Genomic DNA, 14,587 nt, shown 5'->3' with positions numbered 1-14,587 from the left:
GCGTTCTATCTGCCACACCGCGATCGCAGCTTCGCGGGCAAGTCGGAATGCCGCCCACTCGCTCCAACAACAGCGCCACTCCCTGCGACACCTCACCGCTGCGACCTTGGTCGAAACAGACGAAGCCGATGCGGCGTGCGAGACTGTCTCACCGGCTTGACCCACGCCCGGTTTGATTGATTTGAGTTCTGGAGTTTCCATGTCGCTGTCCAGCGGACTGATCGCTGCTGTCGCCCTGGCCTATATGGCCATCATGTTTGCGATCGCGTTTTATGGCGACCGTCGCAGCGGCGCGCTGCCGCCCAGACTGCGCGCATGGGTCTACAGCCTGTCGCTGGCCGTTTACTGCACCAGCTGGACATTCTTCGGCGCGGTCGGTCAGGCCGCCGAGCAACTGTGGTCATTTCTGCCGATTTACCTGGGGCCAGTGCTGATGATGGTGCTGGCGCCCTGGGTGCTGCAAAAAATGGTGCTGATCAGCAAGCAGGAAAACATCACGTCCATTGCCGACTTCATCGCTGCGCGCTACGGCAAATCCCAATCGCTGGCCGTCGTTGTCGCGCTGATCTGCCTGGTCGGCGTGCTGCCCTACATCGCGCTGCAACTCAAAGGCATCGTCCTCGGCGTGAACATCCTGATCGGTGCCGGCGCCGATGCATCAGGCACCCGCGCCCAGGACACCGCGCTGATCGTTTCCCTGGTGCTGGCGCTGTTCACCATCGTCTTCGGCACGCGCAACCTCGACGCCACCGAACACCACCGCGGCATGGTGCTGGCGATTGCCTTCGAAGCCATCGTCAAGCTGTTCGCCTTCATGGCCGTCGGCGCCTTCGTCACCTATGGCTTGTACGACGGTTTCGATGACCTGTTCAGCCAGGCCATGCTCGCGCCGCGCCTTGAGGAGTACTGGAAAGAAACCGTCAACTGGCCGTCGATGGTGGTGCAGACCGGTGTGGCGATGATGGCGATCATCTGCCTGCCCCGGCAGTTTCATGTCACGGTAGTGGAAAACATCGAGCCTCAGGATTTGCGGCTGGCGCGCTGGGTGTTTCCGGCCTACCTGATCCTCGCCGCGCTGTTCGTCGTTCCGATTGCCCTGGCCGGGCAGATGATGCTGCCAAGCTCGGTGCTGCCGGATTCGTTCGTGATCAGCGTGCCGCTGGCGCATGCGCACCCCGCGCTGGCGATGCTGGCATTTATCGGCGGCGCTTCGGCAGCCACCGGCATGGTGATCGTCGCCAGTGTGGCGTTGTCGACCATGGTTTCCAACGACATGCTTTTGCCGTGGTTGCTCAGGCGCAAAACCGCCGAGCGGCCGTTCGAGGTGTTCCGCCACTGGATGCTTTCGGTGCGCCGCGTGAGCATCGTGGTGATTCTGTTGCTGGCCTACGTCAGCTACCGGCTGCTGGGCTCGACGGCGAGCCTGGCGACCATTGGCCAGATCGCCTTCGCCGCCATCACTCAACTGGCGCCGGCCATGCTGGGCGCGCTGTACTGGAAACAGGCCAACCGACGCGGCGTATTTGCGGGTCTGGCCGCCGGGATTTTCCTGTGGTTTTACACGCTGGTGCTGCCGATTGCCGCGCACAGCATGGGTTGGGCATTGAGCAGTTTTCCGCTGCTGCAATGGCTGCACGGTAATCCGCTGAACCTGCCGATCAGCCCGCTGACCCAGGGCGTGGTGCTGTCCACGGCGGGCAATTTCATCCTGTTCGCCTGGGTTTCAGTACTGTCGCGAACCCGGGTTTCCGAGCATTGGCAGGCCGGACGATTCATCGGCCAGGAATTGCAGGCGCGCCCCAATAACCGTTCGTTGCTGGCCGTGCAGATCGAGGATTTGCTCAAGCTGTCGGCGCGCTTCGTCGGTGAGGAACGCGCGCAGCAAAGCTTCAACCGCTTCGCCTATCGCCAGGGCAAGGGCTTTAACCCGAACCAGAATGCCAACGGCGAATGGATTGCTCACACCGAGCGTTTGTTAGCTGGCGTACTCGGCACGTCGTCGACTCGGGCCGTGGTAAAGGCCGCTATCGAGGGCCGCGAAATGCAGCTCGAAGATGTAGTGCGGATCGCCGACGAAGCGTCCGAGGTGCTGCAATTCAACCGCGCGTTGCTGCAAGGTGCCATCGAGAATATCACCCAAGGCATCAGCGTGGTGGACCAGTCGCTGAAGCTGGTGGCGTGGAATCATCGGTATCTGGAGCTGTTCAATTACCCCGAAGGCCTGATCAGTGTCGGCCGCCCGATTGCCGACATCATTCGCTACAACGCCGAACGCGGATTGCTTGGGCCGGGTGAAGCGGAAGTCCACGTGGCCCGGCGTCTGCACTGGATGCGTCAGGGCCGCGCGCACACCTCCGAGCGCTTGTTCCCCAATGGTCAGGTGATCGAGCTGATCGGCAACCCGATGCCAGGCGGCGGATTCGTCATGAGCTTCTCGGACATTACCGCGTTCCGCGAGGCCGAACAGGCGCTCAAAGGGGTGAACGAACGCCTCGAACAGCGCGTTGCCGAGCGCACCCACGAACTGTCGCAGCTGAACATGGCGCTGACCGAAGCCAAGGGCAACGCCGAAGCTGCGAATCAGTCCAAAACCCGCTTTTTGGCAGCGGTCAGTCATGACCTGATGCAGCCGCTGAACGCTGCGCGGCTGTTTTCGGCGGCGCTGTCTCATACCGGCGACAACATTCCGGACGAGGCGCAACAGCTGATCACTCACCTGGACAGCTCGCTGCGTTCGGCGGAAGACCTGATCAGCGACTTGCTCGACATTTCTCGTCTGGAGAACGGAAAGTTCACGCCCAACTGTCAGCCGTTTGCCCTCAATACCTTGTTCGACACACTGGGCGCGGAGTTCAAGGCGCTGGCTCAGGAACAGGGTTTGAGCTTTCGGGTACGCAGCAGCGCCCTGCGCATCGACAGCGATGTGAAGCTGCTACGGCGGGTGCTGCAGAACTTTTTGACCAATGCTTTCCGCTATGGCAAAGGCCCGGTTTTGCTGGGGGTGCGGCGCAGGAACGGGCAACTGAGCCTGGAAGTCTGGGACCGCGGGCCAGGGATTCCGGAGGATAAGCGCCAGGTCATTTTCGAAGAGTTCAAACGCCTGGACAGCCACCAGACGCGCGCCGAAAAAGGCCTGGGCCTGGGTCTGGCGATTGCAGACGGTCTGTGCCGGGTGCTGGGACATACGCTGCAAGTACGCTCATGGCCTGGGCGTGGAAGTGTGTTCAGCGTGACCGTGCCACTGGCGCCTCAACAGGCGCCGCTGCCGATCATCGCTCCCGTTGGCGAATCGATTCGGGCCCCGCTCAATGGCACGCAAGTGCTGTGTGTCGATAACGAAGACAGCATCCTGATCGGCATGAATAGCCTGCTGAGCCGCTGGGGGTGTCAGGTGTGGACCGCGCGTAATCGGGAGGAATGTCAGGCGCTGTTGGATCAGGGAATTCGCCCGCAACTGGCGCTGGTTGATTACCACCTGGACGACGGTGAAACCGGGACGCAGTTGATGGCCTGGCTGCGCACGCGTCTGGGCGAGCCGGTGCCGGGGGTGTTGATCAGCGCCGACGTGCGTCCTGAACTGGTCGCGCAAGTCCACGCGGCAGGTCTGGATTACCTCGCCAAACCGGTCAAGCCCGCAGCGTTGCGAGCGCTGCTGAGTCGGCATGTGAGTTTGAGCTGAGCACACTTCGAGACGAGTTTTGTCAGGTATGAACGTGTTTTGTAGCTTTGGGGCCGCTGCGCAGCCCATCGTCGGCAAGCCTGACTCCTACGCCCTTCGGGCAGAAGCGGCAATCGCAGCGACCTATATCGCCACCATCTCCGCGCTCAGCGCCGATCAATTCCGCGCCCAGCGCCGAACGCTTTTGATTCTGCCCGCAGGGCGTAGGAGCGTGGCTTGCCCGCGATCTGGCGCGAAGCGGCAGCAAAACCTGCGCATGCGGTGAGTCAGGGGTAGCCGAGGTCGCAGGTATTGGGGCCGCTGCGCAGCCCATCGTCGGCAAGCCGGACTCCTACGCCCTGCGGGCAGAAGCGGCAATCGCAGCGACCTATATCGCCGTCAATTCCGCGCCAATCGCCAATCGCCATCAATTCCGAGCACAGCGCCGAACGCTTTTGATTCTGCCCGCAGGGCGTAGGAGCGTGGCTTGCCTGCGATCTGGCGCGAAGCGGCAGCAAAACCTGCGCATGCGGTGGTTCAGGAGTAGCCGAGGTCGCAGGTATTGGGGCCGCTGCGCAGCCCATCGTCGGCAAGCCTGACTCCTACGCCCTGCGGGCAGAAGCGGCAATCGCAGCGACCTATATCGCCACCATCTCCGCGCTCAGCGCCGATCAATTCCGCGCCCTGCGCCGAACGCTTTTGATTCTGCCCAGAGGGCGTAGGAGCGCAGCTTGCTCGCGATCTGGCGCGAAGCGGCAGCAAAACCTGCGCATGCGGTGGTTCAGGAGTAGCCGAGGTCGCAGCTGCGCAGCCCATCGTCGGCAAGCCGGACTCCTACGCAGCAACCACACCCCCATACATCGCTATCACTTGGCCTTACGAAACACGAACACCAATCCGATCACGATCAGCACCATCCCGAACACACTCAGCAACGGCAGGCGATTGCCGAAGATCAAATAGTCCATGATCGCGGTCACTGCTGGCACCAGATAAAACAGGCTGGTGACGTTGACCAAATTCCCCTGAGCAATCAGTCGGTACAGCAGGAACGTCGCCAGCACCGACACCACCAGTCCCATCCACAACACGGGCACGTAGAACCCCGCGCTGTGCTCGAAGTGGAACGGCTGAAACGGCACAAACACCGCGCACACCACAGCGCCCGCCAGGTATTGCACCGGCAACGTGCCGAGGGGGTTATCGGTGATGCGTTTCTGCATGATCGATCCGCCGGTCATGCTCAACATCCCAAGCAAACCGAACAGCATTCCGGCCCACGATCCACCGCCGCCGACTCCCTGATAAACCACCAGCACCAGACCGGCCAGCCCCAGCGCCAAACCGAACATTCGCGACCAGGAGCGGCTGCGCTCAACCAGCACCGCGGTGAGGATCGGCTGCACTCCCATGATGGTCGCCATGACGCCGGGCGTGACTTTCAAGTCCAGCGCCAACAGGTAAAAGATCTGATAGGCGCCCAAAAGCACGGCGCCTGTGGCCATCGCGTAAATCAGCGATTGCCGAGTGCCGGGCAGCTTGTAGCCGAGGGTTGGGATGAGGATAGCCAACGCCACCAGCGCCAGCAGAAAACGGATCAGCAAAAAGGCAAAGGGGGACGCGTGGGCCAGACCCCATTTGGAGAAAATCGCCCCGCTGCTCCAGAGCAGCACGAACAGCGTGGTCGTGGCCATTGAGGCCAATGCTTTGTTAGCGAACATGGTGTCACCTGTGATTCAGACAAAATCGGACCCGGTCAGAAACCGGATTCACTGATATTTTGCGGTGTTTGCTGGCATGAACCGACGGCAGAAAAAGCCGTGGATCAGGCGAGCGACACGACGCCTGGCGGTGCGACAGCGCACACGACCGGGCCGGTCACAGGAGATGGCGGAGGGTAACGCGTGATGAAGACCAACTGCTGGCACCCACACGGTTGAGCAGCAGCAAAGGCTGCAGCGTCAAACGTGAACAACAGGTGGGAAGCTGGCATGGCGCAGGTCTTCATCGGAAAGGAGGAGTGATGTTGCCGAATGTTTCTTTCAGGACATCGGCGCCGACTATAACCAGCGCCCGGTGTCCTGCGCAATAGCTCGTCTCAACCAAATAGCCAGTAGCCCAACAGCGTCAGGACGATCACTGCCAGCACCGGCCGCAACACGCGGTACGCCTTGGGATTGGCGCGCTTGAACTGCTTGACCTGACCACTGAAGCTATTGCTGAAACGCTTGCTGAAGGCATAGGCCTGGTTGATACCGCCGACGCGCTCGTCATCGGTATTTTGCGGCGCCGTGGCACGACCGAGGAAATCACTGACCTTGCGGTTCACGGCACGCATGAAGCCATTGCTCAGCGGACGTTCGACGTCACAGAACAGAATCACGCGGGTAACTTCGGTTTCGTTCTTGACCCAATGCACGTAGGTCTCGTCGAACATGACGTCTTCGCCGTCGCGCCAGGCGTAGACCTTGCCATCGACAAAGATCCGGCAGTCATCGGAATTGGGCGTCGACAGGCCCAAGTGATAACGCAGGGAACCGGCAAACGGATCGCGGTGCGGATTGAGATGGCTGCCACCAGGCAGCAAGGCAAACATCGCGCCTTTGACATTGGGGATGCGGCTTAGTAGTTCCACGGTCTTGGGGCACAGGGTTTCAGCGGACGGCAGCGGTTTGTCGTACCACTTCAAGTAAAAACGCTTCCAGCCTTTTTTGAAGAACGAACCGAAACCTGCGTCGTTGTCCTTGGCGGCTGCGCGAATATAGCCCTCGTCGAACAAGTGCATTGCTTCGTCGCGGATGGTTTCCCAGTTGTCCTTGAGGATATCGAGTTCGGGAAACTTGCTGCGGTCCAGATAGGGTTTGGACGGCACGCTGGAGAACATGTACATCAACGCGTTGTAAGGAGCGAACAGCGCGGAGTGGTTGACGAATTGGCGCAATACCGGCAAACGCGCCTTACCGCGCAAATGCACGTAAAGCGTACTGCCGATGAAAAGCAACAGGATCGCCGCTTTGGCAGCGAAAGAAAGGCTCATGAAACTCTCCTTGAAACAGGCAAAAAGCTAACAGTGACGCGGCGCGGCAATCGACGTTATTAGTTTGAATGACTGCAGACCGAAGCCCAATGATCTGAAGCAACTATTGGGCAGGTCTGAATGGCGAGCATCATAAGCCCAGTTAGCCTCGGTAAAAAGACGCAAAGCGCCGGCAGGCTGAAAACCCTGTAGGAGCGAACTTGTTCGCGAGGCAGTGTGCCTGAATCAACTCACTGGCCGCCTTGGGCATTCTTACTGCGTCAGCTCCTGTTCAGTAAACATGTCGCTGAACAGCATGCTCGACAGATAGCGTTCGCCGGAATCCGGCAGGATCACTACGATCGTCTTGCCCTGCATGTCCGGTTTCTCGGCCATGCGCACGGCGGCTGCCATCGCGGCGCCACAGGAGATCCCACAGAGAATGCCCTCCTCCTGCATCAACCGCAGCGCCATCGCCTTGGCTTCGTCGTCGCTGACCAGCTCGACTCGATCAACAATCGACAGGTCCAGGTTTTTCGGGATGAAGCCCGCACCAATGCCCTGAATCTTGTGCGGCGCCGGGATGATCTCCTCCCCCGCCAACTTCTGGGTAATGATCGGCGAGCCCATTGGCTCGACCGCCACGGAGATAATCGGCTTGCCCATGGTGTTTTTGATGTAGCGCGACACACCAGTGATGGTGCCACCCGTACCCACGCCTGCCACCAGCACGTCAATGGCGCCATCGGTGTCGTTCCAGATTTCCGGCCCGGTGGTCTTCTCGTGAATCGCCGGGTTTGCCGGGTTCTCGAACTGCGCCGGCATGAAGAACGTGTCGGGGTTTTGCGCCACCAGCTCTTCGGCTTTGGCGATGGAGCCCTTCATGCCTTTGGCTGCTTCGGTCAGGACGATTTCAGCCCCCAGGGCCTTCAACACCTTACGCCGCTCTATGCTCATGGACGCGGGCATCGTTAGCATCAGCTTGTATCCGCGTGCCGCTGCGACGAACGCCAGGCCGATGCCGGTGTTGCCGGACGTGGGCTCGACAATGGTCATGCCGGATTTGAGTTTGCCGCTGCTCTCAGCATCCCAGATCATATTGGCGCCGATGCGGCATTTGACCGAGTAACCGGGATTACGCCCTTCGATCTTGGCCAGGATGGTGACGCCGCGTGGCGCAATCCGGTTGATCTGCACCAACGGAGTGTTGCCGATGGAGTGGGCGTTGTCAGCGTAAATACGGCTCATGACGGGGTCCTCTGTGCAGGGTTTGGAATGGGTCAAAGCCTATGCCGCAAGCCTTGAGGCGTCCAGTCATAGCGAACCGATGTCGATGACCGCAGTCAACACCCTTACGTCCCCGGAGATCACTTCCATGAAACGTCGCTACAGCTGGCCGCTTTGGACAGTGCTCGGCATCGTCGTGCTATTGATTGCCGTGCATATCGCGTTGCCCTACGTCGTTCGCAACTACCTCAATGAAAAGCTCGCTGACATGGGCGCCTACCGCGGTCAGGTCACCGATGTCGATCTCGCCTTGTGGCGCGGCGCCTACAGGATCAACGGGCTAAACATCGTCAAGGTCGACGGCAAGGTGCCGGTGCCCTTCGTCCGAGTGCCGGTCATTGATCTGGCGGTGAGTTGGCATTCTTTGTGGTACGACCATGCGGTGGTGGCGGAGGTTGCATTTATCAGCCCCGAGCTGAACTTCGTCGATGGCGGCGCCAACAAGCAAGCATCGCAGACCGGTGAAGGCACCGACTGGCGTGCGCAGCTGAACAAACTGCTGCCAATTACCTTGAACGAAGCCCGGGTAGTGGACGGGAAAATAACTTTCAACAACTTCAGCTCTACGCCGAAGGTGAAAATCGAAGCAGATAAGGTCAATGCCAGCGTGTTCAACCTGACCAACGTAGTGGATACCGCTGGCAAGCGTGACGCCCGCTTTGAAGGCAAGGCGTTGTTGCTCGGCCATGCACCGCTGGACGCCAGTGCGACGTTTGATCCTTTCAGTAACTTTGAGGATTTCGACTTCAAGCTGCGCGCAACCGACATTCAGCTCAAACAGATGAATGACTTCGCCTCGGCGTACGGCAAGTTCGACTTCAACGCAGGCGATGGCGACATCGTGATCGAGGCCAATGCCAACAAAGGCCAGCTAACTGGTTACGTTAAGCCGTTGCTCAAGAATGTAGACATCTTCAATTGGCAACAGGACGTGGAAAACCAGAACAAAGGGTTTTTCCGCTCGGTCTGGGAGGCAGTGGTCGGTGGAAGCGAAACCGTGTTGAAAAACCAGGGCAAAAACCAATTTGCGACCCGAGTGGAGCTGAGCGGCAGCGTGCATAAACAGGACATCAGTGCGTTCCAGGCGTTTTTGCAGATCCTGCGCAACGCGTTCGTTCAGGCCTTCAATACGCGGTATGACAGCGGTAAGGCTGCGCCGTGAATGCCTGACCCACACCGCCGGGACCACACCGACGTTGTAGGAGCGCGCTTGCCCGCGAAGACGTTGGCTCTGGCAAAGAGATGCGTTGAATGTATCGATCTATTCGCGGGCAAGCGCGCTCCTACAGTTTTTCGTCGTCTTTGGGCGCGTTGTAGGCTTCACATTCCTCAGCCACCAACATCCCGCTTTGTGACTGGTTGTTCAAGGCATCCCAACCCAGACACGCCAATGCCAGAGTTCTCGGTGTGGCTTCTCGAGCATTGCTGTAGCGCGTGATGCTGCGCGCGCTAACGCCTAATGCTTCAGCAGCCAATGCCAGTGGTAGACCAGTACGCGCGCGCCAGCCGATGAAGATTTTGGTGTTTTCGTCGGTAGCCGCTTGGGCCTGAGCATCCAGATACAATGTATCTGCGCCAAGCTGGATGTCCAGATCAGGCCATTCGACGGTCCAGCCGGCGTCGGCAATTTCTGCCCGCATAAAAGCCTGCGGGTCGCGCAACGGCTGAAGGCCGGGAAAGCTGGCGATGTCGTTGTTCATATCCAGAACAAACTGTTGATCGTCGATGAATGTCAGCGCCAGCTTCGCGCCTGGCAAAGCCCTGACGGCTTTGAGTCGGGGTCGTTTCATGGATGCCATCGCTTCCATTCCTCCATCAGTTCTTCTCTGTTAGCCCGTATCCACTCCAGCGCTTCCTTGAGCACGGCGCCCGGTGCATGGCCGCGCATGGGTTCTATCAACTGCAGGCAAATCAACACATCAATGCCGCCGCCAGTAAGATGCACGTGGGGCGGCAAGTGGTCCTTCTCCCTCAGTTGAATCCGGTATTTATCCCTGAAACGATGCTTGGTAGACATGGCGAGCAAGGTATCGCCAAATTAGCGATACATCAATGAAAGTTACAATTTTCAGCCAGTCAGAACGTGACGCCCCATTCAGGTACTGAATAAAGCGTCTGCGTTCACAGTGGCCCGGCGTGCGCGTTATAGTCGGCGCATTCTTAAGCCATATTTGCGCCGTTCGGGCCCGATGCCCGCACGTTACGTTCGAGGATTTATCGATGAAATTCGAAGGCACACAGGCCTATGTCGCCACCGACGACCTCAAGCTTGCGGTCAACGCCGCCATCACGTTGGAGCGACCGCTGCTGGTCAAAGGCGAGCCCGGCACCGGCAAGACCATGCTCGCCGAGCAACTGGCCGAATCCTTCGGCGCCAAACTGATTACCTGGCACATCAAATCCACCACCAAGGCCCATCAAGGGCTGTACGAATACGATGCCGTCAGCCGTCTGCGTGACTCGCAACTGGGCGTCGACAAAGTCCATGACGTGCGCAATTACCTGAAGAAGGGCAAGCTCTGGGAAGCCTTCGAGGCCAACGAGCGGGTGATTCTGCTGATCGATGAAATCGACAAGGCCGACATCGAGTTCCCCAATGACCTGCTGCAAGAACTCGACAAAATGGAGTTCTACGTTTACGAGATTGACGAGACGATTAAGGCGAAAATCCGTCCGATCATCATCATTACCTCCAACAACGAGAAAGAACTGCCTGATGCCTTCCTGCGTCGCTGTTTCTTCCATTACATTGCTTTCCCCGATCGCGCCACCCTGCAGAAGATTGTCGATGTGCATTACCCCGACATCAAAAAAGACCTGGTCAGCGAAGCATTGGACGTGTTTTTCGACGTGCGCAAAGTGCCGGGCCTGAAGAAGAAGCCTTCGACGTCGGAACTGGTGGACTGGCTCAAATTGCTGATGGCCGACAACATCGGAGAAGCGGTGCTGCGCGAGCGCGATCCGACCAAGGCCATTCCGCCGTTGGCAGGGGCGCTGGTGAAAAACGAGCAGGATGTGCAGTTGCTTGAGCGCCTGGCGTTCATGAGCCGTCGCGGCAATCGCTAAGCGCTTTCTGATAAGTCGGGACGATCAACATGCTGCTCAATCTGTTCAATGAAATGCGCGCCGCCAAGGTCCCGGTCTCGGTTCGCGAACTGCTGGACCTGATCAACGCGCTGAAACAGCGTGTCACCTTCGCCGACATGGACGAGTTTTATTACCTGTCCCGGGCGATCCTCGTGAAGGACGAGCGCCATTACGACAAGTTTGATCGAGCGTTCGGCGCCTACTTCAACGGGCTGGAAAAGCTGGATGACCATTTGCAGGCGCTGATCCCCGAGGATTGGTTGCGCAAGGAATTCGAGCGCTCGCTGACCGATGAAGAGCGTGCCGCGATCCAGTCGCTAGGTGGACTGGACAAACTGATCGAAGAATTCAAAAAGCGTCTGGAAGAACAGCAAGAACGCCACGCTGGCGGCAACAAGTGGATCGGTACCGGCGGCACCAGTCCTTTTGGCTCAGGCGGCTACAACCCGGAAGGGATTCGCGTCGGTGACGCAGGCAAGCGTCAGGGCAAGGCGGCGAAAGTCTGGGAGCAGCGCGAATACAAGAACCTGGACGATCAGGTCGAACTGGGCACGCGCAACATCAAGATCGCCCTGCGCCGACTCCGCAAATTCGCGCGACAAGGCGCGGCGGATGAGCTGGACATCGACGGCACCATCGACCATACCGCCCGCGATGCCGGACTGTTGAACATTCAGATGCGCCCAGAACGCCGCAACACCATCAAACTGTTGCTGCTGTTCGACATCGGCGGTTCGATGGACGCCCACGTGAAGATCTGCGAAGAGCTGTTCTCAGCCTGCAAAACCGAGTTCAAGCACATGGAGTACTTCTACTTTCACAATTTCATTTATGAATCGGTGTGGAAGAACAACCAGCGTCGCACCTCGGAGCGCACGTCCACGCAGGATCTGCTGCATAAGTACGGCGCGGACTACAAAGTGATCTTCATTGGCGACGCCGCGATGGCGCCCTATGAAATCACCCAGCCGGGTGGCAGCGTCGAGCACTGGAATGAAGAAGCGGGTTACGCCTGGATGCAGCGCTTCAAAGCCAAGTTCAAGAAAATCATCTGGATCAATCCGTACCCGAAAGAAGCCTGGGCCTACACCACCTCCACCAACATCGTCCGAGATTTGATCGACGATCAAATGTATCCGCTGACGCTGCGAGGGTTGGAAGAAGGGATGCGGTATTTGGCGAAGTAATGCTGAGGTTGTAGGAGCGCGCTTGCCCGCGATACCGATCTAAATGCGCCTGACGGATTGACCGTCTACCTCAATCGCGGGCAAGCGCGATCCTACAAAAGCTACCCTTAACCCAACGCCTGCCGAATCCGCTGCACAGCCGCGATGGAACTTGCGTTATCGCCGTGGACACATAAGGTGTTGGCCGCCAATAGCAGTTCACTGCCATCGCTGGCAATCAACGCTTCGCCGCGTGACAGGGTCAACGCCTGCTCGATGATCCGCTCCGGATCATGATGCACGGCGCCCGGCAGATTGCGTGAGACCAGTCGACCGATGCTGTCGTAAGCGCGATCGGCGAATGCTTCGAACCACAGGGTCACGCCATACTCATCGGCGATCGCCTGAGCGGCGGCGTTATCGCGCATCGCCAGCACCATCAGCGGCAGTCCGGCGTCGTAACGCGCAATGCCCTCAATCACTGCACGCAATTGCGCGGGATTGGCCATCATGTCGTTGTACATCGCGCCGTGAGGTTTGACGTATTGCACGCGACCGCCCTGCCCCCGGCACACGCCATCTAAAGCGCCGATCTGGTAATGCAGCAGGTCTTGAATCTCCTGCGCCGAACACGCCATGGAACGACGACCGAAACCCACCAGATCCGGATAGGCCGGGTGCGCGCCGATGGTGACATCGTGGGACAACGCCAAAGAGACTGTTTTGCGCATCACACTGGGATCGCCCGCATGGAAACCGCAGGCGATATTGGCGCAGTCAATGAACGGCATTACCTCGGCATCCAGCCCCATGGTCCAGGCGCCGTAGCTTTCACCGATATCGCAATTCAATAACAGGCGGCTCATGGGGATTTCCTGTGTGAGTATTCGTCATCACCTGTAGGACCGCGCTTGCCCGCGATTGTATTGGGTCAGCGCTAAATAAGCGGCTGACACACCTCAATCGCGGGCAAGCGCGCTCCTACACTGTTAGGTTCAACGTTACCGCCAATCCGGGTTGACCGCGCGTTTGTGCCGACGACCGACTGCCAGCCAGTCGATGAACACGACGATGCTTTCGATCACCAGCGACAATAGCAAAGCGCCCATCAGCCCCCAGCCAATCACTTCAGGGGTTAGCAAGACCTGCCAGCTATACGCGTTCCAGGTTTCCATACGGATTTGCGGGTTGGCGGCGGTGAATACATGCCAGGCCTTGGTGTACCAAGGGCCTTGCAATGCCTGCCACTCGCGGTCGAGGATCTGCGCGCGGGTGATCAGGTTATTCACGCTGTCGGCATCGCTGCGAAACACCGGGTCGTCGCTGCTGCGGTAATGCTGGATCAACGCCTGCACATCGCCATTGAAGAAGCGCTGGGCCGTTTCGTTATAGCCCTTCATGCCCTGCTGGGCTTCAATCAGATGCGCTTCGACACGCTTGCTGTAATCACTGATAAAACCGGGCACCTGAACGCCAAACAGCAATCCAGCGGTAAACAGCACCAATCTCAAATAGCTTCGCAGCATAGGTCCCTCTCAGTCGTCGAATCGGTCACGCAGAAGCGCTTAGGTAGAGCCTTGGGCCACGCACTCGCCCCGCCGCCACAAACTCCATTGGCCCGGCTCATAGCGATGCCAGATTTCGTCCTCGGTCAGCGGTTCGGTGGCGATCACGGTCACAACATCGTTGGGCGTGGTTTCCGCCTGGAAGTCGACGATCACATCGACGTCCTTGAGCCGGGCCGGGCCGAACGGCGCGCGACGTGTAATCTGCACCAGCTTGGTGGAGCAGAAGCAAAACAGCCAGTCGCCGTCGCTGAGCAGGCAATTGAACACGCCTTTGCTGCGGTATTCAGCGCAGGCCTCAACCAGCGACGGCAACAACTGTTCGATTTCCACCGGCTCGGGCTCGGCCTCGCGAACGCGATTGAGCAGATCACAAAACGCCGCTTCACTGTCCGTGTCGCCCACGGGCCGGTAGAACGTGGCGCGGGGATTGAAATCCGCGAGCTGGCCGTTATGGGCGAAACACCAGTTACGGCCCCACAGCTCTCGGACAAACGGATGGGTATTGGAGAGGCAGACCTTGCCGACGTTGGCCTGGCGAATGTGGCCGATGACCACTTCGCTCTTGATTGGGTAGCGCTGCACCAGTTGCGCGACTTCAGATTCGCTGCTGGCGGCGGGGTCTTGAAACAGGCGCAGGCCACGGCCTTCATAGAAACCGATGCCCCAGCCATCGCGGTGCGGCCCCGTTCGGCCACCGCGCTGCATCAGCCCGGTAAAGCTGAAAACGATGTCGGTGGGGACATTGGCACTCATGCCCAGTAGTTCACACATGCTCAGGGCCTCGATACGTTCTGCAGCGTTGGCC

Annotated in this window: 12 protein-coding genes; 4 read left to right on the top strand and 8 right to left on the bottom strand. The window is 59.1% G+C overall.

Annotated features, from left to right (window positions below; translation table 11 throughout):
* Positions 1-199: 199 nt before the first annotated feature.
* Complete coding sequence (locus tag ACWKV9_RS22840) at positions 200-3,679, top strand: hybrid sensor histidine kinase/response regulator (protein ID WP_483838376.1); 3,480 nt, start codon at positions 200-202, stop codon at positions 3,677-3,679.
* An 845-nt stretch (positions 3,680-4,524) separates the two neighbouring features.
* On the opposite strand, the gene ACWKV9_RS22835 is transcribed toward ACWKV9_RS22840, so the two are convergent.
* From ACWKV9_RS22835 to cysK, 3 genes are all read right to left on the bottom strand, one after another.
* Positions 4,525-5,379: a DMT family transporter gene (locus tag ACWKV9_RS22835; RefSeq protein ID WP_483838375.1), complete on the bottom strand. Its 855-nt coding sequence runs from the start codon at positions 5,377-5,379 to the stop codon at positions 4,525-4,527.
* A gap of 377 nt (positions 5,380-5,756) precedes the next feature.
* Positions 5,757-6,695: an aspartyl/asparaginyl beta-hydroxylase domain-containing protein gene (locus ACWKV9_RS22830; protein WP_483838374.1), complete on the bottom strand. Its 939-nt coding sequence runs from the start codon at positions 6,693-6,695 to the stop codon at positions 5,757-5,759.
* A gap of 252 nt (positions 6,696-6,947) precedes the next feature.
* A complete protein-coding gene (gene cysK / locus ACWKV9_RS22825; protein WP_483838373.1) occupies positions 6,948-7,922 on the bottom strand; it encodes a cysteine synthase A in 975 nt (324 codons plus the stop codon).
* Between the two features lie 127 nt (positions 7,923-8,049).
* On the opposite strand from cysK, the gene ACWKV9_RS22820 reads away from it, so the two are divergent.
* The gene (locus ACWKV9_RS22820) at positions 8,050-9,123 is read left to right on the top strand and encodes a DUF748 domain-containing protein (RefSeq protein WP_483838456.1); all 1,074 of its coding nucleotides are present in this window, start codon (positions 8,050-8,052) and stop codon (positions 9,121-9,123) included.
* A gap of 121 nt (positions 9,124-9,244) precedes the next feature.
* Here ACWKV9_RS22820 and ACWKV9_RS22815 read toward each other — a convergent pair whose 3' ends face one another.
* Positions 9,245-9,751, bottom strand: a complete 507-nt coding sequence (locus ACWKV9_RS22815; protein WP_483838372.1) for a DUF2442 domain-containing protein — start codon at positions 9,749-9,751, stop codon at positions 9,245-9,247.
* Complete coding sequence (locus ACWKV9_RS22810; protein ID WP_483838371.1) at positions 9,748-9,978, bottom strand: DUF4160 domain-containing protein; 231 nt, start codon at positions 9,976-9,978, stop codon at positions 9,748-9,750. Before ACWKV9_RS22810 ends, ACWKV9_RS22815 begins: the two co-directional genes overlap by 4 nt.
* A gap of 203 nt (positions 9,979-10,181) precedes the next feature.
* Here ACWKV9_RS22810 and ACWKV9_RS22805 point away from each other — a divergent pair, with 203 nt between their 5' ends.
* Entirely contained in the window at positions 10,182-11,027 is an 846-nt protein-coding gene (locus ACWKV9_RS22805) for an AAA family ATPase (protein WP_483838370.1), read from the top strand.
* Between the two features lie 29 nt (positions 11,028-11,056).
* Positions 11,057-12,235: a vWA domain-containing protein gene (locus ACWKV9_RS22800; RefSeq protein ID WP_483838369.1), complete on the top strand. Its 1,179-nt coding sequence runs from the start codon at positions 11,057-11,059 to the stop codon at positions 12,233-12,235.
* A 107-nt stretch (positions 12,236-12,342) separates the two neighbouring features.
* Here ACWKV9_RS22800 and ACWKV9_RS22795 read toward each other — a convergent pair whose 3' ends face one another.
* The 3 genes from ACWKV9_RS22795 to ACWKV9_RS22785 form a co-directional block, all read right to left on the bottom strand.
* Entirely contained in the window at positions 12,343-13,080 is a 738-nt protein-coding gene (locus tag ACWKV9_RS22795; protein WP_483838368.1) for a 5-oxoprolinase subunit PxpA, read from the bottom strand.
* Positions 13,081-13,215: 135 nt separating this feature from the next.
* Positions 13,216-13,740: a DUF2937 family protein gene (locus ACWKV9_RS22790; RefSeq protein WP_483838367.1), complete on the bottom strand. Its 525-nt coding sequence runs from the start codon at positions 13,738-13,740 to the stop codon at positions 13,216-13,218.
* Positions 13,741-13,779: 39 nt separating this feature from the next.
* Positions 13,780-14,553, bottom strand: coding sequence for a class II glutamine amidotransferase (locus ACWKV9_RS22785; RefSeq protein WP_483838366.1), 774 nt, complete (start codon positions 14,551-14,553; stop codon positions 13,780-13,782).
* Between the last annotated feature and the right edge of the window lie 34 nt (positions 14,554-14,587).

The organism is Pseudomonas corni (assembly GCF_057128765.1).
Note: the sequence above shows the minus strand (reverse complement) of the source record. Positions and strands in the feature narration are given on the sequence as shown.

Excerpts from the sequence above, each read along its gene's own strand:
- ACWKV9_RS22840 (WP_483838376.1), top strand. The coding sequence starts at position 200 with ATGTCGCTGTCCAGCGGACTGATCGCTGCTGTCGCCCTGGCCTATATG.
- ACWKV9_RS22835 (WP_483838375.1), bottom strand. The coding sequence starts at position 5,379 with ATGTTCGCTAACAAAGCATTGGCCTCAATGGCCACGACCACGCTGTTC.
- ACWKV9_RS22830 (WP_483838374.1), bottom strand. The coding sequence starts at position 6,695 with ATGAGCCTTTCTTTCGCTGCCAAAGCGGCGATCCTGTTGCTTTTCATC.
- cysK (WP_483838373.1), bottom strand. The coding sequence starts at position 7,922 with ATGAGCCGTATTTACGCTGACAACGCCCACTCCATCGGCAACACTCCG.
- ACWKV9_RS22820 (WP_483838456.1), top strand. The coding sequence starts at position 8,050 with ATGAAACGTCGCTACAGCTGGCCGCTTTGGACAGTGCTCGGCATCGTC.
- ACWKV9_RS22815 (WP_483838372.1), bottom strand. The coding sequence starts at position 9,751 with ATGAAACGACCCCGACTCAAAGCCGTCAGGGCTTTGCCAGGCGCGAAG.
- ACWKV9_RS22810 (WP_483838371.1), bottom strand. The coding sequence starts at position 9,978 with ATGTCTACCAAGCATCGTTTCAGGGATAAATACCGGATTCAACTGAGG.
- ACWKV9_RS22805 (WP_483838370.1), top strand. The coding sequence starts at position 10,182 with ATGAAATTCGAAGGCACACAGGCCTATGTCGCCACCGACGACCTCAAG.
- ACWKV9_RS22800 (WP_483838369.1), top strand. The coding sequence starts at position 11,057 with ATGCTGCTCAATCTGTTCAATGAAATGCGCGCCGCCAAGGTCCCGGTC.
- ACWKV9_RS22795 (WP_483838368.1), bottom strand. The coding sequence starts at position 13,080 with ATGAGCCGCCTGTTATTGAATTGCGATATCGGTGAAAGCTACGGCGCC.
- ACWKV9_RS22790 (WP_483838367.1), bottom strand. The coding sequence starts at position 13,740 with ATGCTGCGAAGCTATTTGAGATTGGTGCTGTTTACCGCTGGATTGCTG.
- ACWKV9_RS22785 (WP_483838366.1), bottom strand. The coding sequence starts at position 14,553 with ATGTGTGAACTACTGGGCATGAGTGCCAATGTCCCCACCGACATCGTT.